The organism is Microbacterium sp. FW305-3-2-15-F-LB2 (assembly GCF_058787255.1).
The window spans coordinates 130,129-153,986 of sequence record NZ_JBYSZO010000001.1 but is presented as its reverse complement, the minus strand read 5'-3'; the positions used below and the strand labels follow the sequence as shown (position 1 = coordinate 153,986).

Below are 23,858 nucleotides of genomic sequence, written 5' to 3'. Positions count from 1 at the left end.
CACGGCCCGGCCGCGCCAGCGCCTCCCCACGCGCCACGCCGTAGCCTGGAGGGGTGACAACCCCCTTCGACGTGGCCGCGGTGCGGGCCGAGTTCCCGATCCTCGGCACCGAGATCGACGGCCGACCCCTCGTCTACCTCGACTCCGGCGCGACGAGCCAGAAGCCGCGTGCCGCCCTGGATGCCGAGCGCGACTTCCTCGAGCACGCGAACGCGGCCGTGCACCGCGGTGCGCACACGCTCGCCGCCGAGGCGACCGAGCTGTTCGAGGACGCCCGTGCCGCCGTCGCCGCCTTCGTCGGCGGTACGCCCGAACAGCTCGTCTGGACCTCCGGCGCCACGGCCGGCCTCAACCTCGTCGCCGGCTCGCTCGGCTACGCGGGGCGTCTCCTCGAGGGCGACGAGATCGTCGTCACCGAGGCCGAGCACCACGCGAACCTCATCCCGTGGCAGGAGCTCGCCGCCCGCACCGGCGCGCGCCTGCGCCACATCCCCGTGCACGACGACGGCACCCTCGACATGACCGCCGCGACCGACCTCATCGGCGAGCGCACGAGAGTCGTCGCCTTCCCGCACGTCTCGAACGTCCTGGGCATCGTGAACCCGGTCGCCGAGCTCGTCGCCCTCGCCGAGAGCGTCGGCGCGCTGACAGTGCTCGACGCATGCCAGTCGGCGCCGCACCTGCGCCTCGACCTCCCGGCATCCGGCGTCGACCTGGCCGTGTTCTCGGGCCACAAGGTCTTCGGTCCGTACGCGATCGGCGGACTCTGGGGCCGCGACGAGGTCCTCGACGCGCTCCCGCCGTTCACCACGGGCGGTTCCATGATCACGACCGTCACGCTCGACAAGGCCGAGTTCCTCCCGCCGCCGCAGCGCTTCGAGGCGGGCACGCAGCCGGTGTCGCAGGCCGTCGCGCTCGCGGCCGCGGTCCGCTGGCTCGGCGACCTCGACCGCGATGCCGCTCACGCGCACGAGGCGGCGCTCGAACGGCGCATGCGTGAGGGGCTCCGCTCCATCGACGGCATCCGCCTGCTCGGAGACACGGATGCCGCCGACCGCGTCGCGCTACAAGCCTTCGATGTCGAGGGAGTCCATGCGCACGACGTCGGACAGTTCCTCGACAGTCGCGGCGTCGCCGTGCGCGTCGGGCACCACTGCGCGCAGCCCCTCCACCGCCGCTTCGGCCTGACGGCGTCGGTGCGCGCGAGTGCGGCGATCCACACCACGATCGAAGAGGTCGACACTTTCCTGGATGCCGTCTCCGGCGTCCGGGCGTTCTTCGGGGTGGGGGCGATGGCATGAGCGGGCTCGAGTCGCTGTACCAGGAGCTGATCCTCGATCACTCGAAGAACCGCCGCGGCTTCGGACTCGCCGACCCCGGCGCGCACTCCGCCACGGTGCATCAGCGCAACCCGATCTGCGGCGACGAGATCACGCTGCGGGTCGACGTCGACGGCGACCGCGTGGCATCCGTCAGCTGGGAGGGCGCGGGCTGCTCGATCTCGCAGGCGTCCGCGTCGATGCTCGTCGCCCTGCTCGAGGAGGACGGCGGCGAGGACGGGATGCCGCGTACCGACGCCGAAGCGCTGATCGGGAAGTTCCGCGAGGCACTGCGCTCGCGTGGACAGATCCCCCTCGACGAGGAGACGTTCGCCGACGCCGCCGCGCTCTCGGGCGTCTCGAAGTACACCGCGCGCGTGAAGTGCGCGATGCTCGCGTGGGTCGCGCTCGAAGAGGGGCTGCGCCAGGCCTGATCCGCGCCACGCAACTTCAGCGATCCGCACAACCTCACCGGCATCCACCCCCGAGCGACTGACCGAGCGCGAATCGCCGAGCGAGCGACGGCCGGCGGCGCTAGTCTGCGGAGCGACGACGTCGGAAGGATGGATGCCATGGCGGCCAGCGGAGCAGGATTCAGCGACGAAGAACGCGCGGCGATGAAGCAGCGCGCCGAAGAGCTCAAGGCCATGAAGGGCCTGAAGGGCGCGGCGAAGCTCGAGAAGGAGAACGACGCCTGTCTCGAGGCGATCGACAAGCTCGAGGGCGCCGACCGGGCGATCGCGGAGCGCGTGCACGTCATCGTGCTCGAGGAGGCACCGCACCTCACCCCGAAGACGTTCTACGGCTTCCCGGCGTACGCCAAGGACGGCAAGGTCGTGGTGTTCTACCAGCCGGCGTCGAAGTTCAAGACCCGCTATGGCACGGTGAGCTTCGACGAGACCGCCCAGCTCGACGACGGCCCGATGTGGCCCGTGTCGTACGCGGTGCTCGAGGTCACCCCCGAGGTCGAGCAGACGATCCGGGCTCTCGTGCGACGGGCGGCGCCGGGGGCCTGACGCGACGCACCTCAGGACGGGTTGCACCCTACGCCTCGCGGCGCGAAGCCGCACCTGTCTTGCCCCTCTCCATCCCTCGGCGTTTCGTGGAGGCATCCGTCGCGCCGGCGTCTCGGCACGGGACGTCTCGCGTCGGGGGTCTACGGACCCTGCCTGCACGACACGATCGGTCGGGCCACCGGCTGGAGAGGACGAAGATGTCAGGGAACAGAGCAGTCGCGTACAAAGAGCCCGGGGTCGTCGAGGTCATCGACACCGACTATCCGGAGTTCGAGCTGAAAGACGGCCCCGGGGTCAATCCCGCCAACGTCGGGCGGAAGGTGCCGCACGGCGCGATCCTGCGCACGGTGGCCACGAACATCTGCGGATCCGACCAGCACATGGTGCGCGGACGCACCACCGCGCCGGCCGGGCTCGTCCTCGGCCACGAGATCACCGGTGAGGTCGTCGAAGTCGGCCCCGACGTCGAGTTCGTCAAGGTCGGCGACATCGTCTCGGTCCCCTTCAACATCGCGTGCGGCCGCTGCCGCAACTGCAAGGAGGGCAAGACCGGAATCTGTCTGAACGTGAACCCGGACCGTCCCGGCAGCGCCTACGGCTATGTCGACATGGGCGGCTGGGTCGGCGGTCAGGCAGAGTACGTGCTCGTTCCGTACGCCGACTGGAACCTGCTGGTCTTCCCCGACCGCGAGCAGGCGCTCGAGAAGATCCTCGACCTGACGATGCTGTCCGACATCTTCCCCACGGGTTTCCACGGCGCGGTCACCGCGGGCGTCCGCCCCGGCTCGACGGTGTACATCGCGGGCGCCGGGCCGGTAGGCATCGCCGCCGCCGTCGGCGCGCAGCTCCTGGGCGCGGCCGCCGTGCTCGTCGGCGACCTGAACCCCGAGCGCCTCGCGCAGGTACGCTCGCTCGGGTTCGAGAGCGTGGATGTGTCGCAGGGCGATCCGGGGGAGCAGATCGAACAGATCCTCGGCGTTCCCGAGGTGGATGCCTCCGTCGACGCGGTCGGCTTCGAGGCCCGCGGTCACGGCGCCGATGCCGGACACGAAGCACCGGCGACCGTGCTCAACTCGCTGTTCACCGTGACCGCGGCCGGTGGTGCGGTCGGCATCCCGGGTCTGTACGTCACCGGCGACCCGGGCGGGGTCGACGAGGCGGCCAAGGTCGGCTCGCTGTCGCTACGCCTGGGGCTCGGGTGGGCAAAGTCGCTGTCGTTCACCACGGGCCAGTGCCCGGTCATGAAGTACAACCGGCAGCTGATGCAGGCGATCCTGCACGACAAGGTGCAGATCGCGAAGGCCGTCAACGCGACGCCGATCTCTCTCGACGATGCTCCGCAGGGCTACGCCGACTTCGACAAGGGCGCGCCGCGCAAGTACGTGTTGAACCCGAACGGGTACATCCGCGCCTGAGTGACGACGGGGGTGGCGGACCGGGGCTCTCGGCCCGCCACCCTCGTGCTTCAGCTGACGAGCACGCTCTCCAGACGCCGGTAGCTGATCTCCATGCCGTCGATCATGCCCGTAGCGAGGACCATGTCGCGGGTGGCGGCATCCGGATACTCGATGAGCAGCGTCAGCAGGGTGACGCCGTCCTCCTCGTAGAGCGAGAGGTCGTTCGTCGTGGACGGGAAGTCGGTGCCGATCATGTGCTCGGTCTGCACGACTCGGCGGGGCGCGTCGATGAGGAGAACCTCGCCGTCGAAGCCGAAAGCCTCGCCCTCGGTGCCGGGTTCGGGCGCCCACGCCGTGCGATACGTCGCGCCCACGACATCGCCGATCTCGCACTCGGTCATCCGCCAGCCGTCCGGGCCGAGCAGCCAGCGCCGCATGAGGTCGGGGTCGGTGTGCGCGCGCCACACCAGGTCGCGCGGCCCGTCGATGAGACGCGTGATCCGCACGTGCTGGTCGCTGAGCACCTCGAGCTGTGTGCCCTTGCCCTGCGCATAGGCGCGGAGGTCCTGCAGGACGACGTCGAGCTGGTTCATCGCGAGCGTGGAGCCCTCGACGGCGCCCATCGCGACGACCTGTTCGAGCGCGTCGGCCGAGGCGAAGGATGAGACGTTGGTCATGCGGGAGCCCTCGGGCGTCGCCTCGAATGTGAACACCATGTGCATCGACGGCATCCCCTCGATCGGCTCGCCGTTCTCGTCGGCGAACGAATCGATGACCTCGAATCCTCGTGGCGGGTCGATCGACACGAACTCCCACGCGCCACCCGCGCGCTCCCCTGTCGGCGAGGTCATGTGGTACTTCGCCCAGCCGCCGGGGGTGAAGTCGAACGCGTCGAACGTCGACGGCCAGCCGGGAGGGCCCCAGAAACGCTCGAGCTGCCGCGGATCGGTGAACACCGCCCACAGCCGCTCGGGGTCGACGGGGAAGTCGGCGACGAGGGTCATGGTGAGCGACTCGGTGTCGGTCTCGACGGAGGTGACGGGCATGAGGGACTCCTTTGTTCTTCAGTTCTCGGTCGTGGATCCGGGCGTGTTCGGGGATGGGATACCGGATGCCGTGGCATCCGCGTCTTCGGCGAGGAGGGCGTCGAGGCGGTCGATGCGTCCGCGCCAGAGGTCTTCGTAGGAACGCAGAAGCTGCTGCACGCGCGCGATGGCGCCGGGATCGGCCTGCACGAGACGCTCCCTCCCCTCGGCGCGTTTGCGGACGAGCCCGGCCTCGACGAGCACGCCGATGTGCTTCGAGACCGCCGCGAACGACATCGCGTACCCCGCGGCGAGCGCCGACACCGACTGCTCGGCCACGAGCGTCCGGCGGACGATGTCGCGCCGCGTCGCATCGGCGAGCGCATGGAACACGCGATCGATGTCGGCGTTGGTGCGATCGTTTCGTTCAACCATTTGGTTGCACGTTAGCACTGACCCGACGGCGGGGCAATGGTGCGGCGGCGGACTACGCCGCGGGAGGTGCGACCGACACCGGTCGGACATCCTCGAGTCGGCGAATACGACGGAGGGGCGACCCCATGACCCACGCGACCGTTCCGAGACAGAGCACCGCGCCGACAAGAATGCCCGCCCGGGTACCCAGCCACTCGCCGACGAGTCCGCCCGCCAGCGCACCGATCGGGATCGTGCCGTACGAAACGGTGCGCATGGTCGCGTTCACCCGGCCGAGGAGCGCATCCGGCGTTCGCATCTGCCGAATCGTGATCAGCAGGACGCTCGACATCGCCGTGCCGGCGCCATTGAGCGCGAGCAGGATGCCGAGCATCGCTACCGCGAGTCCGGCGCCGATATCGGGCGGGACCGCAGCGGTGCACAACAACGCGACGCACTCCACGCTCGCACAGGCGACCATGATGCGCCCGATCGTCGTGCGGGCAGCGACGCGCGACGCCGTCGCGGCGCCCACGACAGCCCCCGCGGCGCCCAGGGAGAAGATCACACCGACCTGGGCCGACGACATCCCCAGGTCCGTGACGGCGTAGAGCGTCAACAGCAGCGTCACCCATTGCGCGAAGGGGTTGTACAGCGCCGAGAATCCGACGTTCGCACGAAGATACGGATCCGCGATGACGTGCCGGGCGCCCTCTCGGAGCTCGACCAGGAAGCGGCGTCGAACCCTCGGCGGAGTCGACTCTGCGCCGCGCATCGCGGCGAGCGCGCCGGCCGACACCAGATAGGCGCCGGCGGTGGCCGCCAGTGCCGCACCCGCGCTGAGCACCTGCAGCATCGCGCCCGCGAGTCCCGGCCCTCCGATCTCGGCGGCGGCGGCCGTGGCCTGCACCCTCGCGTTCGCCGCGGCGAGCCGGTCGCGCGGCACGAGCGACGGGATCACCGACTGGTATCCGACCTCGAACACCGTCGCGAACACGCCCAGCGCGACGACGGCGACGAACAGGAGCGGCAGGCTCAGGGCTCCGGCGGCGACGAGCAGCGTCAGCGCGATCGCGATGAGCGCGCGGCTCGCCTCGGAGACGAGCAGGATGCCGCGGCGTCGGTGCCGATCGATCACGACACCGAGCGGCAGCGCGAGGACCAGGAACGGCAGCCACTGGAGAGCCCCGAGCACACCGAGGTCGACCGCGGAAGCTTGGAGCGCAGAGATCGCAATGAGGGGGATCGCGAACTCCCGCACCTGCTCCGCGGTGAAGGTAGCGCCCGACGACAGCCAGAACCACCGGAAGTCGCGACGCCATCCGCGCGCCGCGTTGGTTTGCCTAATGCTCTCTCGGCCCAACATGCATTACACGTTGACGGATTCATCGTAATGGCACAAGCCCTGCTGAGGCATTAGAATCCTCGGCATGGAGATCCGGGCGCCGCGGGAGTTCGCGTTCATCGCGGGGCACCCTGCGCTGGATCTCGTGAACTCCGTGCAGTGGCGACTGTCCCCCGAGCGGTTCGAGGACGACCTTCCTGCCTTCGCCCACGTGCTCGCGTGGACGCGGCAAGCCAGGCTGATCTCCGACGCAGACGACCGCGCTCTCACCGAGCTATCCCACAGCGACTCCGCAGCCGCTGACGACGAGGTTGGTCGCGTGCGCGAGCTGCGCGAAGCGCTCTACGCCGCGCTGTACGAGGGCGGCTCGCCGACGTCGGTCGTCGCCGAGTACCGAGCCGCGGTCGCCGCCGGGGAGCTGACGGCCGACGGCGATGCCTGGGTGTGGCGCTTCGACGTCGACCTCACGCTGCCGCGCCGCCTCATGTCTCTCCAGGCGTTCGATCTGATCACCGGCACCGACCTGTCACTGCTTGGGCAGTGCCACGACGCCGAATGCGGCTGGGTGTTCCTCGACACGTCACCCCGGCACAACCGGCGCTGGTGCGTGTCGGCGGACTGCGGAAACCGCAACCGGGTGCGCGGGTTCTACGAGCGCTCCCGTTCCCGCGCCGCGACGGACTGACACGGCCGCTGCAACACGAGGACCATCATCGCGCCGACCGAGGAACTCGCATGGGCGAAGGCCGCCACGGTGCTCGACGCGCTCAAGCGCAACGTCGCCGACGGGGTCGGGGTCCTCGCCCGCCGGGGCGTTTGACGCAGGAGACCCTCGCGGAGCACGCGCCCGCTCCCGCGCCGATGCTCTGATCCGACGCGCGCCCCCTTCGCGCCTCAGCCGCGGCCGACTCGACTCCCCGGATGCCAGTCCGGGAGCTGCGGGCCGCCACCGGTCAGCATCTCCCGCAGGGTCCCGCGGCGTGGCTCCTCGGGCAGCAGCCCGCGCGAGCGCAGTTCGGGGAGGACGTGCTCGATGATGTCGACGTAGCCCTCGGCACCCCCGTACCAGTTCTCGACGAGGAATCCGTCGACGTCGGTCTCGGCAACGAACGCCTCGACCTGGTCAGCGATGCTCTGCGCGGTCCCGGTGAACTTCACGCCGCCGATCGTCGATGGCAGCATGTCGAGCACCTCGCCGACCGTGGGGCTCACCCCATCGGGGTTCCGCCACAGGTTCACCGTCGTCTGACCGACCTCCGTCGCGACGTCGTCGAGAGTGGCATCCGGGTCGAGGAGAGACAGGTCGACACCGGACCACCCGAGGAACAGGGCGGCCGCGGCCTCACGGGTGGGCGTGCGGTTCAGCTCACCGCGCAGGCGGTGAGCCTCGGCATCCGTGTCGGCGACAACGAAGCTGGCGCCGTTGATGACCGCGATCGAGTCGGCCGGGCGGCCCGCCGCGACCGCCTTCTCGCGTAGCGTGCGCACGGACCGGGCTGCACGAGCGGCTTCGCGATCCTGGGTGAAGACGCACTCCGCGTAGCCGGCCGCGAAGGTCGTTCCCGCGGGCGATGTCCCGGCCTGGAAGAGCGTGGGCGTGCGCTGCGGGGACGGAATCGCCGGGAAGTAGCCGTCGAAGTGGAAGTACTGCCCGTCGTGCTGAATGCGGTGCACCTTGGCGGGATCCGCCCAGGTCTTGGTTGCTTTGTCGGCGAGGACGGCGTCATCGTCCCAGCCCTCCTGCCAAAGCCGCAGCGAGAGATCGACGAACTCCTGCGCCCGCGCGTAGCGCTCGTCGTGCGGGGTGATCCCGTCCAGACCCAGAAGGCGCACGAGAGCCTGCTGGTTGTCGCTCGTGACGATGTTCCACCCCATCCGCCCCTCGCTGAGGTGGTCCAGGGTCGCGAAGGTCCGCGCGTTCAGCAGGGGGCGCTGGGCGGTCGTGGATGCCGTGACGACAAGTCCGATCCGAGGAACCATCGCGGCGAGCGCCGACATGAGTGCCACGGGGTCGTGCACCGGGACCTGCACCGCCTCACGGATCACCGCTTCGGGAACCTCGCCGTCGTCGTTCATCGGATAGCCGATGGCCTCCGCGAGGAAGACGAAGTCGAACCCGCCCGCCTCGACGGTCGTCACGAGTTCACGCCAGAACTCGAGGGTCGCGAAGCCGCTCGTGTCTCCGCGGGGATGGTGCCAGGCGTTGCCGATGAAGTTGGGCGTGAACTCCTCGAAGGCGCCGAGGACGAGGTGCTTGCTCATGGGACTCCTGATAGGAAGACGACGTTGCGCCGATGATAACTGAAGCAAATCAGATTGCAACGCCCCCTGTGCACTCCCGGCATCGGAGGGAGGCGCACCGTATCCTCGAGAAGTGAGCGACGAGCAGGGGCCGGCGACCGCCATCGGCGCGGCGGTGCGGGCGCGACGACGCGCGCTCCGCCTCTCCATGCGCGACCTCTCGGGCCTCATCGGCACGTCGCAACCGTTCGTGTCGAACATCGAGAACGGCCGGATCTTCCCGAGCCTGCGCACGCTCGCCCTCCTCGCCGCGGCGCTCGACGTCCCGTCGGAGGAACTCCTCCGGTCGCCCGAGAAGATCGATCGAACCACCGTCGACGAACTCTCCAGCCCGGATGCCGAGGTACCCCCTCTCCCGGGACGCTCGCTGCGCGCCCTCCGCCTGGCGCTCGAGCCCCACGAGCGCGAGGCTCGCCCCCGCATCCACTCGAGCGAGGAGATCGTCCGCGTGCTCGACGGGGACGCGGTCCTCCTGCGGGAGTCGGAGGCGCCGCGTCCGCTCACGACGGGCGACGCCATGTGGATCGATGGCGGGGTCCCGCACCGCATGCAGGCCGGCCCGCACGGCGCCGTCATCCTGCTGGTGACCACCGCAGAGAACGAGACGGCGTGAGCGCGACCGAACCCCTCGACCGCCGCATCGGCGACGCGGTGCGGGCTGCGCGACGCGAGCGCGAACTGACCACGCGGCAGCTCGCCCGGCTCGCGGGGATCTCGCAGCCGACACTCTCCAACATCGAGAACGGCCGCGTGCGCGCCGGCGTCGCCACGCTCTATCAGCTGGCCGAGGCGCTCGGGCTCCCCCCGGCGCGCTTCCTGGCCGACGATGCCGGCTCGGACGACGGTCACGACGAGACCGGGGAGGGCGTGCGCCTGCGCGCCCTCCCCGCGCCGACCGATGCGCAACTCGAGGCCTACGAGGTGTCCGTCCCGGCGGGGCGCGCCGAGGAGCGGGCGTTCCAGCACGCGGGAGAAGACCTCATCTACGTCATCGCCGGACGGGGGGAACTCACCGTCGGAGAGCAGACGCTTCCGCTGCAAGCCGGTGATGTCGTGTGGATCGACGCGACGTCCCCGCACCGGTTCACCGCCGGGGAGACGGAGGCCCTGCGGGCTCAGGTCGTCACCTCGCGGGCCGGTCGGCGAGTCGCGGCATCCACAGATAACTGAAACAAATCAGAAACGCTGCGATCCCGCGGGCGTAATTGCGGGGTGTGACCATCGGTTCCGCGGAAGTTTCCCCGCTAATTCTGCGACTTTATCGCATTAATAGCCAGACCCGAACCCATTTCTTCCGGTACCCCGCTCCACCGCACCGCCCGTCCATCCGGCCACCGAACCCCAGGAGCTCTTCCATGACTCGCTTCGGTTACACCCGCCCCACCCGAATGACCCGCATGTCCGCCGTCGGAGCAACCGTGCTCGCGGCGACCCTCGTCCTGAGCGGCTGCGGTCGCGCCTCCGACACCGGGGGGACGGCATCCACGACGACCGTGGACGACTCCCCCGCAACCGGAGCCGTGACGCTCTGGGCGCCCGACGGCGATGCCACGGCACTGGCCGATGTGCTCGCCGACTATGAGAAGGCCAACCCCGACCTCGATCTGCAGATCACCCTCGTCCCCTCCGACGAGTACAACACGAAGCTGCAGACGGCCATCGCCTCCGGTACGGGCCCCGACATCGCCCAGGTGTACACCGAGGCTCAGTCCCAGTTCCTCGCCAGCGGAGCGTTCGCGCCGGTGCCGGACGGCCTCGTCGACCCCTCGAGCTTCTTCCCGGGCACCTGGGATGCCGGTCAGTACGACGGTGTGGCGTACTCGGTGCCGTGGTACGCCTACACCTACGCGCTCATCTACCGGAAGGACCTGGCCGCGGCCGGCGGCGCCACCGTCCCCACCACGTGGGACCAGACGCTGCCCTTCTTCCAGGCTCTCGAGAAGGGCGGCGCGACCAAGGGGTACGGCTCCGAGGTCGGCTGGGACACCTACACCGGTCAGGCGCTGCAGCGCTACGCGGTGCAGGCCGGGCAGAGCCTGCTCAGCGAGGACGGGAAGTCCTGGCAGATCGACACCCCGGAAGGCATCGAGGCGATCACCCACTTCGCCGAGCCCTACCTCAGCGGTGTCGCGGCCGTCGACTCCCCCGGCTTCCTCGACTCGCAGCCCTACTTCGTCGAGGGCAAGACCGCCGCGATGTTCTCGGGCCCGTGGGTGATCGCGGCCCTCGACGGCGTCGCGCAGCAGCCCGGGTGGACCGCCGAGCACGTGGCCACCGCCGTGCAGCCCGCCGGCCCCGCGGACGACACCGGCAACCTCGGCGGCGGCAGCTGGGTCGTGAGCAAGGACAGCAAGAACGCCGCGTCGGCCTGGAAGGTCGTCCGCGAGATGGCCGACGAGAAGACGCAGCTGGCGCAATTCAGCGCCTACGGCAGCATGCCGGCCGTGCAGGCCGCGTGGGAGGACGACACCATCGCCGCGAACCCGCTGTACGACCCGTTCTTCGAGCAGCTGAAGAACGTGCAACCCATGCCCGCCGCGACCACCTGGTCTCAGGTGTCCACCGCGATCGGCGCCGAGCTGGAGGCGGTGGCCCGCGGCACCGAGACCGCCGAGGAAGCCGCCAAGAAGCTGCAGTCCGCTGCCGACGGCATCGGAACCGGCGACTGATATGGCCTCGGTCCCCTCGCTCGTCGCGGGCATGGCGCGTGCGCGCCGTGCCCGCGGCGAGCGGACCCGCAGCGTCACGGCGTGGCTGTTCCTCACGCCGTTCATGGCCGTGTTCCTCGTGTTCACCCTCATCCCGGTGATCGCCTCGCTCACGATGAGCCTCACCGACATGCGGAGCACCGACCTGCGCAACCCGTTCAGCGTCGACTTCGTCGGACTCGAGAATTACCTCTCGCTGTTCGGCGACCCGACCTTCCAGCGCTCGTTGCTGAACACCCTGGTCTTCGTGGTGGTCGGCGTCCCCGCGACCATGCTCGTCGGCTTCGTCCTGGCCGTGGTGCTCGACTCGGTCATCCGCCGCGGTCGGAACGTCTTCCGGGCGCTGTTCTACGCCCCCGTCGTCACGAACGTCGTGTCCGTCGCCCTGATCTGGCAGTACGCCTTCAACTCTCAGGGGACGGTCAACGAGGTGCTCGCCGCCATCGGATTCGCCGGCCCCAACTGGCTGGGCGACACGTCCCTGGCGATGCCGGTCGTGATCCTGCTCGGGGTGTGGCGGAACTTCGGCACCGCGATGCTCCTCTTCCTCGCCGGACTCCAGGCGGTTCCGGATGACGTCCGCGAAGCCGCCTCCCTCGACGGCGCCGGCCCGATCCGGCGCCTGGCCTCGATCACCCTCCCCCTGTTGATGCCAACGACGCTGCTCGTCTCGGTCCTGCTCACGGTGTTCTACCTGCAGGTGTTCGACGAGCCCTACCTGCTCACCAACGGCGGCCCCCTCGGCTCGACGCGATCGCTCGCGCTCTACACCTACGACCAGTTCGGGTTCGGGAACATCTCGACCTCGTCCGCGGCATCCTTCGTGCTCCTGGTCATCGTCGTCGTGGTCAGCCTCGTCCAGTTCCGGATGCTGAGGTCCCGCACATGACGTCCCTCACCCCCGCCCTCACTCGGCGCCCCGCCGTGCCGGTCGCTCTGCTCTACGTCGCGCTCATCGTCGCGGCCGCCCTGACCGTCCTGCCCTTCTTCTGGGTGGTATCGGGATCCCTGCGCGGACTCGACGACTTCCGGTCCGCGCCGGGCGCGTGGCTTCCGAGCGAGGTGACGTTCGCCAACTACGCCAAACTCTTCACGGACGTCGGGTTCGGCGGATTCCTCGTCAACAGCCTCATCGTCGCCGCGCTCACGGTCGTGGCCAACGTCATCGGTGGGTCCATGGCCGGGTACGCGCTGGCCAAGCTCGAGTTCCGCGGGAAGCGGATCGCGTTCGGCGCCGTCATGGCATCGCTGATGGTGCCCTTCTCGGCGACGTTCGTGCCGCAATTCGTCGTCACGGTCAATCTCGGCCTGGTGAACACCCTCGTCGGCATCGCGCTGCCCCTCACGGTCGCGCCCCTGTCGGTCTTCATCGTGCGGCAGTATGCGGCGAGCATCCCGCAGGAGCTGATCGAGGCGGCACGGATCGACGGAGCGAGCGAGTTCCGGATCTTCGGGCAGGTCTTCCTCCCCCTCGCTGGTCCGGCGCTCGCGACGGTCACGATCATGGCGTTCCTGGCATCCTGGAACAACTTCATCTGGCCACTGCTCGTCGCGCAGCAGTCCGCGACGTACACGCTCCCGGTCGGGCTGGCCGCAACCCAGCGTGCGGCGCAGAACGTCACGGACTACGGGCTGGTTCTCGCGGGAGCCGTGGTCGTCATGCTCCCGGTGCTCGCCCTGTTCCTGTTCCTCCAGCGCTACTTCGTGCAGGGCATCGCCGCCACCGGGCTCAAGTGAGAGGCTCCCCATGACAGCGACGCGCAGCGAACCCGATGCAGCCCTGGCGGAAGGGCTCGATCAGGGACGCGTCCGCCGGATGAACACGGCGGTGGTCCTTCGTGCCCTCGCCGCCGCCGGCGAGGCCTCCCTCGCGGAGCTGGGCCGCAGCACCGGGTTGAGCCGACGGACGCTGCAGGCGATCCTGGACGAGCTGCGCCGGGCCGGATGGGCGCTCGAGTCCGAGACCGCGTCGGGGGGTGCGGGGCGGCCGGCCAAGAGCTACACCTACGTCGCCGACCACCGCGTTGCCGTCGCCCTGCGTCTGGACACCCACACCGCCTACGCGATGATCGTCGACCTGCACGGCCGGGTGCTGGGCCGGGCGCAGACGACGCTCGGCGACGACTACTTCACGCCCGATCGCGCCCTGGCGCACCTGGCCGCGGTGACCACGACCGCTCGGGTCCAGGCCGGCCTGGACCCGTCGGTGCTCGCCGCCGGAACGATCGCCGCCGGCGGTGTGATCGACGCCCGCGCCGGCGTCGTGGTCCGGCTCATCAACGCCCCGGCCTGGACAGACTTCCCCCTCGCCGACACCGCGACCGAAGTTCTCGGTTTCCCCGTGACGGCCGACAACGACGCGAACCTCGCCGCCTTCGCCGAGAGCCGCGCGGGGGCGGCCGCCGGGCACGACGACGTGGCCTGGCTCGTCCACGGCAACCGCACCGGTGCCGGATTCCTCCTCCGCGGAGCCATCCACCACGGTCACCGTGGTGCCGCGGGTGAGCTCGTGGAGTCCCGGGTGCTCGCCCTCCAGCAGAGCGCCAAAGAGGGCCTCGCCCTGCTCACTTCTCCGATCACGTCGGACCGTGTCGCCGCTCTCGCCCTGGCCGCCGCCGCACGGGCCGGTGACGACGACGCCCTCGCGACGGCGCACGAGTTCGCCGCCGAACTCGCGGATCTGGTCGACGTCCTGGCCTGGACGATGGCCCCCGAGCTCGTCGTCCTGGGCGGGGGGCTCGAGGACGCGTCCGAACTGCTCGTCCCCCTCATCCGGGAACGTCTGCGCGAGCGGGGCGACCCCGCGATCCGGATCGTCCCGACCGCCCTCGGCGCCGATGCGGTCCTCCTGGGGGCCGCGCACGTCGCGCGGGACGCCGTCTCGGCATCCGTCCTCGACACGATCGTGCGCGGCACCGCGTGATGGCCGCCCGCACTCACCCTCAGAACCGGAGACATACGTGAACACCGCATCGACCGCGCCCGCCGACCTGCTCATCGTCGGCAGCGGGATCATGGGCAGCATCGTCGCCCACCTCGTCCGAGCGGCGTCCCCCGACGCGCGCATCGTGATGGTCGACGGCGGCGAGGCGATCGGCGCGACGCCGGGTCTGCACCTGCACGACGTCCCCGAGCCCGAGATCTGGTCCGCCTACAACGCCGCCGTGGCGACCGGCATCCAGGGCTTCTACGCCGGCGAGGCCCCCGAGCCCACGCGCGCCGACGACGCTGCCGGGCTGGAGCCGCGGCTACACCTGCTCAGCGCGCTCGGCGACGACGCGGATGCCATGCCGATGGCGGCCGCCGCGTGGAACGTCGGGGGCATGGGTGCGCACTGGACGGCCGCGGTCCCGTGGCCCGCCGGGGACGAGAGGTTCGACTTCGGCGACGCGCAGCGTTTCAGCGACGAGCTCGCGGTCGCGCAAGAGGTGCTGCACTCGACGTCCCCCTCGATCGGCCCCACCGAGCCCGGGCGGATCGTGCTGGACGTCCTCGCCACGCACTTCGGCTCCCGAACCCCCGCTCCGCGCGAGCCGCAGCCCATGCCGATGGCCTTCGCCCCCGGCGGGACCGGTCGGCACCGCGTCGGACCGGCCGTCATCTTCCCGCCCATCGGCGGGGCCGCCGACGACGCGTTCACACTGCTCGCGGGCCACCTGGCCGTGGAGATCGTTCTCGACGGGGAGCGGGCAGCGGGCGCACGGCTGCGCCGACTCGCCGACGGGTCGGAGCTGGTCGTCGAGGCCGCGGTCACCCTGGTGTGCGCCGACACCTTCCGCACCCCGCAGCTCCTCCACGCCTCCGGCATCCGCCCTCCGGCGCTCGGTCGCTTCCTCAACGAGCACGCGTTCCTCACCGGGCGCGTGCTGATGGACCTCGATCGCTTCGGCCTCGCCGTCGAGGACCTCCCCACGGCCCTGCCCGGCGAATTCTGCGTCGACTCGCTGTGGCTGCCGCAGAACGGAGCGGCTCAGCCGTTCCACGGTCAGATCATGAACAGCACCTACACCGACGAGAACGGCAGGCCCCTCGGCTACGGCGTCGGCATCTCGCTGTACGTCCCCATCGAGAGCCGCAGCGAGAACCGCGCGCGGTTCGTCGACGGCGAGACCGATCTCACCGGCCTGCCCCGGTTCGAGATCGACTTCTCCTACTCCGACGCCGATCGCGCCGCGATCGCCCAGGCCGAACTTGCGCTCGTCGAGCTGTGCGAACTGTTCGGCACCTTCGACCCGGCGACCGAGTCGGCCCTGCTGCCCCCCGGCTCGTCGCTGCACCAGACCGGTACGGTCCGCATGGGCGCCACGGACGACGGCACGAGCGTGTGCGACACCGACGGCCGCGTCTGGGGCTTCGACAACCTCTACGTCGCCGGCAATGGCGTCGTCCCGACCGCCGTCGTCGCCAACGCCACGCTCACCGGTGCCGTGACGGCGGTCCGCGCCGCACGTGCGGCTCTGCGGCACCTTTCCACCGTCTCCGTCTGAGAACCGTTCGAGCTCTTCCGACCCCGCAAGGATCACCGATGAAACTCTCCGCCACCGCGTACGACATCTCACTCCCCGATTGGGTGCCGGACGCCCTCGCCGACGTCCCCGAGGCCATTCCCGATCGCGCGGACCGCATGCGTCTCGTACACGCCCTCGCCGATCGCAACTGGCGCGAAGGCAACGGCGGCCCCTTCGCCGCCCTCGTCGCAGAGACCGCGACCGGACGCATCGTGTCGGTGGGCGTGAACCTCGTCCTGGCTTCGGGTGTTTCGTCCGCGCACGCGGAGGTCACGGCTCTCGGCACCGCGCAGCGGGCGCTCGGGACGTGGGACCTCGGCGGCGCGGGTCAACCGGAGCACGAGCTGGTCGTCAATTGGCGACCGTGCGTGCAGTGCTACGGCGCGACCCTGTGGTCGGGTGTGCGCACGCTGGTCGTGGCCGGTTCCGGTCCCGAGCTGGAGGAGATCACCACCTTCGACGAAGGACCGATGCGCGAGGACTGGGCGGCGCAATTCGAAGAGCGCGGCATCCGGGTCGTCGATCCCCTGCTGCGCGACGAAGCCCTGGAGGTGTTCCGTTCGTACCGGGATGCCGTCGACAACGGCGGAGTCGTCGTCTACAACGCGCGGAGCGCCGCATGAACGCGCTGCGTCGCGATCGCGTCGCTCTGAACGCGATCCAGTGGATCAACGTCAAGGCCGACCCCAGCGACCCGAACAGCGAAGATCTGTGGCGCTTCGCCGATCCGGCGTTCCGCTCCGATTACCCCGACGTCCTGCGCCAGATCCGCGAGGCCGGGTTCGACGCGGTGATGATGGAGGTGCTGCCGACCCAGACCCTCCAGGACTTCCAGGCGATGATCGCCGAGTCGGGGCTCGTTCTCGCTCCCGGCTACGCGTCGATCGCGATCCCGAGCGACCACGGGGTCGCCCTCGCGCCGGGCACGGCCGAGCGGGTGCACTGGTTCGACGGCATCCGTCGCAAGGCCGAGGAGTCGGCGTTCGCGGACCTGGACACGGTCTTCCTCGCACCCGAGGTGTCGTGGGGCCCCGGCGCCGTCCGCATGCTCGAGGCCGTCGCGGTCGGTGCGGGGTTCTCGCAGTCGCGGCTGGACGAACAGATCGAGTTCCTCGCCGAAGCGACGGACGTGCTGCAGCGGGAAGGCATCCGGACGGGGCTCCACAACCACGTCGGCACGTGGATCGAGACGGAAGACGAGATCGAGCAGACACTGGCGGCGATCCCCGACCTCGGCGCCTCCTTCGACGTGGGGCATCTCGAGTGGGCCGGGATCGACGCCGCGACGATGATCGCCCGGCACGCCGATCGCCTCGTCGACCTCCACGTGAAGGATCTCGACATGACGGTGGCCGAGGCATCCCGCGCGAACCCCACGCCGTACCGGACCGCGACGAATGCCGGGCTGTTTCTCGAGCCCGGACTCGGTCACCTCGATCTCGACGGCATGCTCGCCGCGCTGCCCGAGGCGTTCACGGGCTGGATCATCATCGAGGTCGACCGAGCGAGCATGGAACCGTTCGCCTCGGCCAAGGTGAGTGCCGAGTGGATGAACAGGACCTTCCCGGCGTGAGCCGGGTCTGACCGGAAAGGCCGCCATGCCCCTCCGACCTCACGACGACGACCCGCGCCGTCTGCGCGAGGCGTTCTCGGGCTTCCCCTGCGGCGTCGTCGCGATCGCCGCGCACGTCGACGGGAACGACGAGGTGCTCATCGCCTCGTCGTTCACCGTCGGCGTCTCGCAGGACCCGCCGCTGGTGATGTTCGCCGTCCAGCACACCTCCACGACCTGGCCCGTCCTGCGACGCGCGCCGCGGGTCGGGGTGTCGGTGCTCGGCGACGGGCACGCCGACCGCATCCGCCAGCTGGCCGGTCCGGACCGCGCGCGACGGTTGGACGGCCTCGTGACGCACCCCAGCCCGACCGGCGCGATCCTCCTCCAGGACGCTCCGATCTGGCTGGAATGCACCCTCTGGAACACGTACCCGGCGGGCGACCACGACATCGCGATTCTCCGCGTCGAGCGGCTGTCGTCCGAGTTCGGCTACCAGCCGCTCGTGTGGCACCGCTCGGCGTTCGCCACGCTCGCCTGACGGCGGGGCACGGGGGCGGGGTGCCCGCGCACCGTCAGCGATCCGCACGACCTCAGCCACCGACCCCCGGATGCCACTGAACCAGCGCGAATCGCTGAGGATGCGCCGCACGCGACGGGCCGACGGGCGTTGTTGCACCCGGCCCTATTTCCATTCACCCGCATCCATCCCCCTCGCGCAGGCGTAGGCTCGAAGGACGAGGACGGACCGTCCGAGAAGATCTCCCGGCACCGCGCCCGCCCGGGAAGAAGCCCACCCATGGCTCAGTACGACGTAGCGAACCGTTCGGCGATCGTGACGGGAGCGGGCAGCGGCATCGGACGCTCGACCGCCCTGCTCCTCGCCCAGAACGGTGCCGCCGTGGTCGTGAACGACCTCAATGCCGACCACGCGAACACGGTCGTCGAGGAGATCCGCGCCGGGGGCGGCACGGCCGAGGCCTCGGTCGGCGACGCAACCGATGTCGCGTGGATCGCGTCGTCGATCGAGCTCGCGAACTCCCTCGCGCCGCTGCGCATCGGCGTGAACAACGCCGGCATCGGCGGCACGGCCGCCCTGACCGCCGAGTACCCCGATGACGCGTGGGACAAGGTCATCTCAATCAACCTCAACGCCGTGTTCCGCAACATGAAGGCGCAGATCACCTCGATCCTCGCCAACGGCGGCGGCTCCGTCGTGAACATGGCCTCGATCCTCGGCAGCGTCGGCTTCGCCACCTCGCCCGCCTACGTCGCGGCCAAGCACGCCGTGGTCGGCATGACCAAGACCGCCGCGCTGGAGTACTCGGCGCACGGCGTCCGCGTGAACTCGGTCGGCCCCGGCTTCATCGACACCCCGCTGCTGGACGCCCTCGGCGACGAGGCCAAGGAGTTCCTCGTGAGCAAGCACCCGATCGGCCGCCTCGGTCGGCCCGACGAGGTCGCGCATCTCGTCGCCTTCCTGGCCAGCGACGCCGCGAGCTTCGTCACCGGCAGTTACCACGTCGTCGATGGCGGATACACCGCCGCCTGATCCCGGATGCCGCGCGGCCCACGCCCCGACCGGGCGGGGCCGCGCGGGCCTCAGCGGGCCAGATCCTCGAAGTCCCCGTCCGGCAGCGCGACCCACCCCTCGCGCCGCGCGACCTCGAGGTCAGCGGGCTCGGGCTGGACGAAGCGGCCGGTGGCCGCAGCCCGGGTCGCGAGCGCCGCGACCATCGCGTCGAACGCGTCGGCGGATGCCACGGCGAGCGCCGCGAACGGGCCGAGGTCGAACCATGGCGCCCGCTGCTGCAGCACCGCGAGCAGGGCCGCGCGGCGGGTGGCATCCACTCGATATCTCGTGGTGTCGAAACCCCAGATCCGCAGCGTCCCGCCGGGGTAGACCTCGAACAGCCGCCCCTCGGCCGCGCGATCGACGGGGAAGCCCGCCTCGGCGAGACGTCGCAACAGCCCCGCCCCCCGCAGGGCGGTCACGCCGAGCCGGTCGGTCGAGACACTCAGCGGCCAGCGCCCGATGCGGTCGCGCACCACGACGTCGGTGCGGCGGTAGACGAGGCCGCGCCGCCATTCCGCTCCCCCGTCGACCTCGCCCGCGACCGGAACGGTGCGAGCGTGGTGCGCCTGCACGAAGTCGACGAACGCGTCGGGCCAGCCCAGCGGACAGTCCAGTCCCAGCCAGCAGTCAGCGCCGACGGATGCCACGATCGCAGCGTCGTCGACCCCCACCTCGAGCCGCGTCAGGCGAGCGCCGCCGCTCGACCACTCGATCTCGGCGAGGGCGGTGCCGGGCACACCGGCCGCGAGGTCGACGCCGATCGTTCTCATTCCGGCAGGCTACGCGGGGCCACCGACGTCGCAGCCCTCGCCGTCGGGGCGGCGAACCTGCGAGGATCGACCCATGCCCGCCGACGACGAACTCCCCGACTCCCTCGAGCCGGGACAGAACGTGCCGGCGCGCGACGAACCCCCGGCACCCCCGACGCCTCGGGGTGACCTGCGCGCGGTGTCGATCATCGCGATCGTCACGGGAGCGATCGTGGTGGGCTGGCACATCTTCCTGGTGTCGGTGAGCGCTGTGGCCGAACTCGATGAGTTCCTCTGGATCCAGATCGGCATCTGGGCCCTCGCCCTCGTGTCCTTCGTGCTCGGCATCCTGAGCCTGAATGCGCGCATGGCGCGCGAGCTGGCCGCCGCCGGCTTCATCGCCGGTGTCGCGGCGTTCCTGCTGTCGATCTCGATCGGCCTCTTCAGCGGCGCCCTGTTCCTGACCTGACCCGTTCCCCCGGTCGAGGACACGGGAGCACGCCGCAGGAATGCCCGGGCGGCGCCCGCCGTTTGCTCACGCATGACGCCGCCGACCGACGCTCTCGAGCGTGCCCTCGCCACCCTCGACGTGCGCACGGGGAGCTCCCGCCGCGTCGTCCTCGACGCCGGCGGAGACATCGTGCTCCCGACCGGATCGACGACGTTCGTGTACGTCCACCGCGGCGAGATCACGGGTGACCTCGCGGTCGGCACGGGCTGCCAGGTCGACGCCCCGACCGGCGGCGGCCACTCCGTCAGCGGTCGACGCACGCTCCTCGCGGGCGATGCGGCGATGTCGCTCGGAGGCCGCCGTCTGGTGCTGTCGTCGCAGTCCGGCGTCGAGGTCATCGTGGTCACGGCGGAGATCACGCCGTCCGAGGTCGTGGCATCCCTCCCGCCGACCGTGCTCGTCACCGGATTCGCGCGGCTCGAGCCCGCTGCCGCGGCTCTGGCCGGGCACCTCGGCCCCGTGCCCGACGGCGCCGCGTGCGACCGACCGGGTGACACCGCCGTCTGCCGATCGATGATCCGGTCAGTGCTGCTGTCGGCCGTGCGGGCCTGGGCGTCGATGGACGGCTGGCCCGCGCCCGTCGCCGACCCGTTCCTCGCCCGCGTCACGGCCGCGATCGCCGCGGACCCCGGCCACGACTGGACGCTCGAGCAGCTCGCGTCGCTCGCCGCGATGTCGCGGAGCGTCTTCGCCGAGCGTTTCCGCGACACCGTGGGGCGCTCGCCCGCGGGCTACGTGACCGAGGTGCGCGTGCGCGAGGCCAAGAGACTCCTGGATGCCGGGATGCCGGTGTCCGAGGTCTCGCGCTCCCTCGGCTACGCCAGCGACGAGGGCTTCCGCCGCGCGTTCCGCCGCCACACCGGGGTGGCGCCGTCGTCCTGGCGGGCGCGCGCCGTCACGGCGTAGGAGCCGCGAGCCCGGAGCACACTCGTTCGGTGTCCAGCGGGCCCGCGACTCCCGCGCTCACCGGACAGAGGCGGCCGTCCGCCGACGCAGCGAAAGCCCGAACAGCACGGCACCGACGACGAGCAGCAGGATGCCGATGGCATCCACCGTCTCGATCCCGACCGTGTCGACGAGCAGGCCGCCGACCCCCGCGGCGATCGTGATCGCGAGCTGGAATCCGGTGACGACCAGGCTGCCGCCGGCTTCGAGGCGGTCCGGCATCCGCTTGCCGACCCACGTGTTGACGATGATCAGCCACGACGAGAAGAAGAAGCCCCACACGACCACCGCGACGGCCACGGCGGCGAAGGCGCCGGGCAGCAGCAGGACGACCGCGATCGCGGCGGCGATGACGAGCGGACCGGTCACCGCCAGCCGCCCGAAGGCCCGGTCCACGATCATGCCGATCACGATGTTGCCCGCGAACCCTCCGACACCGAAGGCGGCGAGGAGCAGCACGACGGTTCCCGGCTCGATGCCGGGCAGGCGCTCCAGCGACAGGCGCACGTACGTGTAGGCGAGGAAGTGTCCGAGCACGACGAGGACGTGTCCGACCATCCCGACGAGGTTGCCGGGGCGCAGGAGCGTGTCGCCGAGGATGCGCAGACTCGACACGGTGACCGCCGGCACCGGGGGCAGCACGGCGCGGACCGCGACGCCGAGAACGGCCGTGGCGACGCCGACGATGAGGAACGTGATCCGCCAATCGAGCAGCTCACTCAGGGCCACGCCGAGCGGCACACCCGCGACGGTGGCCAGCGACAGACCGGCCGACGTGAACATGACGGCCCGGCCGATGCGTCCGGGAGCGGCGAGCGCCGCGGCCGCGAGGATCGACATCGACCAGTACGTGCTGATCGCCGCCCCGAGCAGGAACCGTGCCGCCAGGATCGCGATGAGGCTGGGCGCGACCGCGACGACGATGCTCGACACCGCGGCGGCCGCCGCCGCGGCCGTCAGCAGCAGTCGCCGGTCGAGGCGCGGCACCAGGATGCCGATGGTCGGTGCCACGAACAGTCCCGCGAGCGCCGTGACCGTGACCGTCTGACCAGCCTGACCCGGGGTGATCCCCAGGCTCGCGGCGATCTCGGTCAGCACGCCGTTCGGGAGGAACTCGGCGGTGACGAGCAAGAAGCTCATGAACATGAGGACGACGAGTCCGCCGTACCTCATCTGGGTCGGAGAAGAGACGGGAACGGGTGCTGTCGTGGTCATTCCTCGATGCTCGCGGACGACCGACCGGCGCGCCCGACCGAACGTCCGCGGCATCCCACCGTTCGTCCGGGGGCCCGCCCTCCGCGGTCGTCCGCAACGCGTCGGCGTCCAGACCGCGCAACCGGACGCTACGACAGGGGCCGGCCCACGTAACGCGCGGACGGCCGGATGATCTTGGGGTCCCGCGCTTGCTCGAGCACATGCGCCGTCCAGCCCACCGTCCGCGCGAGCGCGAACGTCGGCGTGAACATCTCGGGAGGGATGCCGCACTCCTCCATCACGACCGCGGCGTAGAACTCGACGTTGGCGTGCAGCGGCCGGTCGGGCTTGTGCGCGGCGAGGAGCCGCTCGGCGGCCTGCTGGAACGTCAAGGCGTGCGCGACCCGCGGACCGCCGAAGCCCTCCGCGACGTCGCGCAGGAGCGCGGAACGCGGGTCCGTCGTGCGGTAGACGGCGTGACCGAAGCCCATGAGACGACGGCCGGCGGCGAGTTCGGAACGGATCCACGGCTCCGGGTCCTCACCGGCGCGATCGAGGCTCTCGAGCGCCCGCGCGGGCGCTCCGCCATGGAGCGGTCCCGACAGCGCACCGAGCGCCCCGGTCAGGCACGCCGCCATGTCGGCGCCGGTCGAGGCGATGACCCGCGCGGTGAACGTCGAGGCGTTGAAGCCGTGGTCCATCGCCGCGATGAGGTACGCCGTGAGGGCCCGCTCGTGCGCGGCGTCCGGACGGGAGCCGGTGAGCGCCGTGAGGTAATCGGCGACGACGTTCCCCGTCGGGGCGAGACCGCTCCCGGTCGGGCCCGCGTCGGTGCCGCGCGCCGCGGCGGCGATGACCCGCGGGGCGACGGCCGCGAACGCGATCGCGTCGTCGAGCCGCGCCCCCTCGTCGAGGTCATATAGGGGGCGGGTGCCCCGCGCGGATGCCAGCAGGGGCCACGCCGCACGCAGAGCGGTGAGCGGGTCGCCGACGTGTGCCACGACCGTCTCGACGACCCCGGCGACGGCGGGATGCGCCGAGGCCTCCGCGACCCGGGCGAGGAAGGATGCCCGGGCGGTGGCATCCGGAAGCTCACCGACGACCAGCAGATGCCAGACGTCTTCGAAGGTGCGCTCGCGCGCGAGGTCGACCGCCGGGATTCCCCGGTAGTGATAGACGCCGGCCTCGCCGTCCACGTCGCCGATGGCGGTTTCGGCGGCCACGACCCCGGTCAGGCCGCGGGGCACATCGATCAGCTCGCTCATGCGCTCAGTGTGCGAACATGACGATCTCACCGT

The 23,858-nt window shown here is 70.8% G+C and carries 25 protein-coding genes; 18 read left to right on the top strand and 7 right to left on the bottom strand.

All coding sequences use genetic code 11. The features are described 5' to 3' along the window. Positions 1-53 precede the first annotated feature (53 nt). The 4 genes from AC3WLZ_RS00785 (at position 54) to fdhA (ending at position 3,750) form a co-directional block, all read left to right on the top strand. Positions 54-1,301 carry an aminotransferase class V-fold PLP-dependent enzyme gene (locus AC3WLZ_RS00785; protein ID WP_492468657.1) on the top strand — a complete coding sequence of 416 codons (1,248 nt, stop codon included), beginning with the start codon at positions 54-56 and terminating at the stop codon, positions 1,299-1,301. Beyond that, positions 1,298-1,753, top strand: coding sequence for a Fe-S cluster assembly sulfur transfer protein SufU (gene sufU / locus AC3WLZ_RS00780; RefSeq protein ID WP_412923197.1), 456 nt, complete (start codon positions 1,298-1,300; stop codon positions 1,751-1,753). The genes AC3WLZ_RS00785 and sufU overlap by 4 nt, the downstream gene beginning before the upstream one ends. Positions 1,754-1,891: 138 nt before the next feature. Next, positions 1,892-2,335 (top strand): iron chaperone, encoded by a 444-nt coding sequence (locus tag AC3WLZ_RS00775; RefSeq protein ID WP_492468655.1) that lies wholly within the window; start codon positions 1,892-1,894, stop codon positions 2,333-2,335. Between the two features lie 197 nt (positions 2,336-2,532). Continuing rightward, the gene (gene fdhA / locus AC3WLZ_RS00770) at positions 2,533-3,750 is read left to right on the top strand and encodes a formaldehyde dehydrogenase, glutathione-independent (protein WP_412923195.1); all 1,218 of its coding nucleotides are present in this window, start codon (positions 2,533-2,535) and stop codon (positions 3,748-3,750) included. Between the two features lie 50 nt (positions 3,751-3,800). Here the strand turns inward: fdhA and AC3WLZ_RS00765 are convergent, their stop codons facing one another. From AC3WLZ_RS00765 to AC3WLZ_RS00755, 3 genes are read right to left on the bottom strand one after another with little or no spacing between them, the layout of a single operon-like run. Then, positions 3,801-4,778 (bottom strand): SRPBCC family protein, encoded by a 978-nt coding sequence (locus AC3WLZ_RS00765; RefSeq protein ID WP_492468654.1) that lies wholly within the window; start codon positions 4,776-4,778, stop codon positions 3,801-3,803. Positions 4,779-4,796: 18 nt separating this feature from the next. Next, positions 4,797-5,192 (bottom strand): ArsR/SmtB family transcription factor, encoded by a 396-nt coding sequence (locus tag AC3WLZ_RS00760; protein ID WP_492468653.1) that lies wholly within the window; start codon positions 5,190-5,192, stop codon positions 4,797-4,799. 52 nt (positions 5,193-5,244) lie between these two features. Continuing rightward, positions 5,245-6,537 (bottom strand): MFS transporter, encoded by a 1,293-nt coding sequence (locus AC3WLZ_RS00755; RefSeq protein WP_492468652.1) that lies wholly within the window; start codon positions 6,535-6,537, stop codon positions 5,245-5,247. 64 nt (positions 6,538-6,601) lie between these two features. Here AC3WLZ_RS00755 and AC3WLZ_RS00750 point away from each other — a divergent pair, with 64 nt between their 5' ends. Then, positions 6,602-7,201: a CGNR zinc finger domain-containing protein gene (locus AC3WLZ_RS00750; protein ID WP_492468651.1), complete on the top strand. Its 600-nt coding sequence runs from the start codon at positions 6,602-6,604 to the stop codon at positions 7,199-7,201. A 209-nt stretch (positions 7,202-7,410) separates the two neighbouring features. On the opposite strand, the gene AC3WLZ_RS00745 is transcribed toward AC3WLZ_RS00750, so the two are convergent. Further along, positions 7,411-8,778 carry an NtaA/DmoA family FMN-dependent monooxygenase gene (locus AC3WLZ_RS00745; protein WP_492468650.1) on the bottom strand — a complete coding sequence of 456 codons (1,368 nt, stop codon included), beginning with the start codon at positions 8,776-8,778 and terminating at the stop codon, positions 7,411-7,413. 112 nt (positions 8,779-8,890) lie between these two features. Between AC3WLZ_RS00745 and AC3WLZ_RS00740 the strand changes: the two genes are divergently transcribed. The 11 genes from AC3WLZ_RS00740 to AC3WLZ_RS00690 all read left to right on the top strand — a co-directional run bounded on the left by AC3WLZ_RS00740 (position 8,891) and on the right by AC3WLZ_RS00690 (position 19,137). After that, complete coding sequence (locus tag AC3WLZ_RS00740; protein ID WP_492468649.1) at positions 8,891-9,430, top strand: helix-turn-helix domain-containing protein; 540 nt, start codon at positions 8,891-8,893, stop codon at positions 9,428-9,430. Next, positions 9,427-9,987: a helix-turn-helix domain-containing protein gene (locus tag AC3WLZ_RS00735; RefSeq protein WP_492468648.1), complete on the top strand. Its 561-nt coding sequence runs from the start codon at positions 9,427-9,429 to the stop codon at positions 9,985-9,987. Before AC3WLZ_RS00740 ends, AC3WLZ_RS00735 begins: the two co-directional genes overlap by 4 nt. A 185-nt stretch (positions 9,988-10,172) precedes the next feature. Then, complete coding sequence (locus tag AC3WLZ_RS00730) at positions 10,173-11,486, top strand: sugar ABC transporter substrate-binding protein (RefSeq protein WP_492468647.1); 1,314 nt, start codon at positions 10,173-10,175, stop codon at positions 11,484-11,486. 1 nt (position 11,487) lies between these two features. Beyond that, the gene (locus AC3WLZ_RS00725) at positions 11,488-12,414 is read left to right on the top strand and encodes a carbohydrate ABC transporter permease (protein WP_492468646.1); all 927 of its coding nucleotides are present in this window, start codon (positions 11,488-11,490) and stop codon (positions 12,412-12,414) included. Next, complete coding sequence (locus tag AC3WLZ_RS00720; RefSeq protein WP_492468645.1) at positions 12,411-13,262, top strand: carbohydrate ABC transporter permease; 852 nt, start codon at positions 12,411-12,413, stop codon at positions 13,260-13,262. Before AC3WLZ_RS00725 ends, AC3WLZ_RS00720 begins: the two co-directional genes overlap by 4 nt. A 10-nt stretch (positions 13,263-13,272) precedes the next feature. Further along, positions 13,273-14,448, top strand: coding sequence for an ROK family protein (locus AC3WLZ_RS00715; RefSeq protein ID WP_492468644.1), 1,176 nt, complete (start codon positions 13,273-13,275; stop codon positions 14,446-14,448). Positions 14,449-14,485: 37 nt separating this feature from the next. Beyond that, positions 14,486-16,012, top strand: coding sequence for a GMC oxidoreductase (locus AC3WLZ_RS00710; protein WP_492468643.1), 1,527 nt, complete (start codon positions 14,486-14,488; stop codon positions 16,010-16,012). 38 nt (positions 16,013-16,050) lie between these two features. Continuing rightward, positions 16,051-16,656: a nucleoside deaminase gene (locus tag AC3WLZ_RS00705; RefSeq protein WP_492468642.1), complete on the top strand. Its 606-nt coding sequence runs from the start codon at positions 16,051-16,053 to the stop codon at positions 16,654-16,656. Next, on the top strand, positions 16,653-17,606 hold the full coding sequence (locus AC3WLZ_RS00700; protein ID WP_492468641.1) for a sugar phosphate isomerase/epimerase family protein: 954 nt from the start codon (positions 16,653-16,655) through the stop codon (positions 17,604-17,606). Before AC3WLZ_RS00705 ends, AC3WLZ_RS00700 begins: the two co-directional genes overlap by 4 nt. A gap of 25 nt (positions 17,607-17,631) precedes the next feature. Next, the gene (locus AC3WLZ_RS00695; protein ID WP_492468640.1) at positions 17,632-18,126 is read left to right on the top strand and encodes a flavin reductase family protein; all 495 of its coding nucleotides are present in this window, start codon (positions 17,632-17,634) and stop codon (positions 18,124-18,126) included. A 258-nt stretch (positions 18,127-18,384) separates the two neighbouring features. Continuing rightward, a complete protein-coding gene (locus AC3WLZ_RS00690; protein WP_492468639.1) occupies positions 18,385-19,137 on the top strand; it encodes an SDR family NAD(P)-dependent oxidoreductase in 753 nt (250 codons plus the stop codon). A 50-nt stretch (positions 19,138-19,187) separates the two neighbouring features. On the opposite strand, the gene AC3WLZ_RS00685 is transcribed toward AC3WLZ_RS00690, so the two are convergent. Next, the gene (locus AC3WLZ_RS00685; RefSeq protein ID WP_492468638.1) at positions 19,188-19,931 is read right to left on the bottom strand and encodes a DUF429 domain-containing protein; all 744 of its coding nucleotides are present in this window, start codon (positions 19,929-19,931) and stop codon (positions 19,188-19,190) included. A gap of 73 nt (positions 19,932-20,004) precedes the next feature. Between AC3WLZ_RS00685 and AC3WLZ_RS00680 the strand changes: the two genes are divergently transcribed. Both AC3WLZ_RS00680 and AC3WLZ_RS00675 read left to right on the top strand, forming a co-directional pair. Further along, positions 20,005-20,379: a hypothetical protein gene (locus AC3WLZ_RS00680; protein ID WP_492468637.1), complete on the top strand. Its 375-nt coding sequence runs from the start codon at positions 20,005-20,007 to the stop codon at positions 20,377-20,379. A gap of 72 nt (positions 20,380-20,451) precedes the next feature. After that, positions 20,452-21,327 (top strand): helix-turn-helix transcriptional regulator, encoded by an 876-nt coding sequence (locus AC3WLZ_RS00675; protein WP_492468636.1) that lies wholly within the window; start codon positions 20,452-20,454, stop codon positions 21,325-21,327. 57 nt (positions 21,328-21,384) lie between these two features. Here the strand turns inward: AC3WLZ_RS00675 and AC3WLZ_RS00670 are convergent, their stop codons facing one another. Together AC3WLZ_RS00670 and AC3WLZ_RS00665 are read right to left on the bottom strand one after the other, a co-directional pair. Then, positions 21,385-22,581, bottom strand: a complete 1,197-nt coding sequence (locus tag AC3WLZ_RS00670) for an MFS transporter (RefSeq protein ID WP_492468634.1) — start codon at positions 22,579-22,581, stop codon at positions 21,385-21,387. Between the two features lie 128 nt (positions 22,582-22,709). After that, positions 22,710-23,825 (bottom strand): citrate synthase, encoded by a 1,116-nt coding sequence (locus AC3WLZ_RS00665; protein ID WP_492468633.1) that lies wholly within the window; start codon positions 23,823-23,825, stop codon positions 22,710-22,712. Between the last annotated feature and the right edge of the window lie 33 nt (positions 23,826-23,858).

Excerpts from the sequence above, each read along its gene's own strand:
- sufU (WP_412923197.1), top strand. The coding sequence starts at position 1,298 with ATGAGCGGGCTCGAGTCGCTGTACCAGGAGCTGATCCTCGATCACTCG.
- AC3WLZ_RS00775 (WP_492468655.1), top strand. The coding sequence starts at position 1,892 with ATGGCGGCCAGCGGAGCAGGATTCAGCGACGAAGAACGCGCGGCGATG.
- fdhA (WP_412923195.1), top strand. The coding sequence starts at position 2,533 with ATGTCAGGGAACAGAGCAGTCGCGTACAAAGAGCCCGGGGTCGTCGAG.
- AC3WLZ_RS00765 (WP_492468654.1), bottom strand. The coding sequence starts at position 4,778 with ATGCCCGTCACCTCCGTCGAGACCGACACCGAGTCGCTCACCATGACC.
- AC3WLZ_RS00760 (WP_492468653.1), bottom strand. The coding sequence starts at position 5,192 with ATGGTTGAACGAAACGATCGCACCAACGCCGACATCGATCGCGTGTTC.
- AC3WLZ_RS00755 (WP_492468652.1), bottom strand. The coding sequence starts at position 6,537 with ATGTTGGGCCGAGAGAGCATTAGGCAAACCAACGCGGCGCGCGGATGG.
- AC3WLZ_RS00750 (WP_492468651.1), top strand. The coding sequence starts at position 6,602 with ATGGAGATCCGGGCGCCGCGGGAGTTCGCGTTCATCGCGGGGCACCCT.
- AC3WLZ_RS00745 (WP_492468650.1), bottom strand. The coding sequence starts at position 8,778 with ATGAGCAAGCACCTCGTCCTCGGCGCCTTCGAGGAGTTCACGCCCAAC.
- AC3WLZ_RS00730 (WP_492468647.1), top strand. The coding sequence starts at position 10,173 with ATGACTCGCTTCGGTTACACCCGCCCCACCCGAATGACCCGCATGTCC.
- AC3WLZ_RS00725 (WP_492468646.1), top strand. The coding sequence starts at position 11,488 with ATGGCCTCGGTCCCCTCGCTCGTCGCGGGCATGGCGCGTGCGCGCCGT.
- AC3WLZ_RS00720 (WP_492468645.1), top strand. The coding sequence starts at position 12,411 with ATGACGTCCCTCACCCCCGCCCTCACTCGGCGCCCCGCCGTGCCGGTC.
- AC3WLZ_RS00715 (WP_492468644.1), top strand. The coding sequence starts at position 13,273 with ATGACAGCGACGCGCAGCGAACCCGATGCAGCCCTGGCGGAAGGGCTC.
- AC3WLZ_RS00705 (WP_492468642.1), top strand. The coding sequence starts at position 16,051 with ATGAAACTCTCCGCCACCGCGTACGACATCTCACTCCCCGATTGGGTG.
- AC3WLZ_RS00700 (WP_492468641.1), top strand. The coding sequence starts at position 16,653 with ATGAACGCGCTGCGTCGCGATCGCGTCGCTCTGAACGCGATCCAGTGG.
- AC3WLZ_RS00695 (WP_492468640.1), top strand. The coding sequence starts at position 17,632 with ATGCCCCTCCGACCTCACGACGACGACCCGCGCCGTCTGCGCGAGGCG.
- AC3WLZ_RS00690 (WP_492468639.1), top strand. The coding sequence starts at position 18,385 with ATGGCTCAGTACGACGTAGCGAACCGTTCGGCGATCGTGACGGGAGCG.
- AC3WLZ_RS00685 (WP_492468638.1), bottom strand. The coding sequence starts at position 19,931 with ATGAGAACGATCGGCGTCGACCTCGCGGCCGGTGTGCCCGGCACCGCC.
- AC3WLZ_RS00680 (WP_492468637.1), top strand. The coding sequence starts at position 20,005 with ATGCCCGCCGACGACGAACTCCCCGACTCCCTCGAGCCGGGACAGAAC.
- AC3WLZ_RS00675 (WP_492468636.1), top strand. The coding sequence starts at position 20,452 with ATGACGCCGCCGACCGACGCTCTCGAGCGTGCCCTCGCCACCCTCGAC.
- AC3WLZ_RS00670 (WP_492468634.1), bottom strand. The coding sequence starts at position 22,581 with ATGACCACGACAGCACCCGTTCCCGTCTCTTCTCCGACCCAGATGAGG.
- AC3WLZ_RS00665 (WP_492468633.1), bottom strand. The coding sequence starts at position 23,825 with ATGAGCGAGCTGATCGATGTGCCCCGCGGCCTGACCGGGGTCGTGGCC.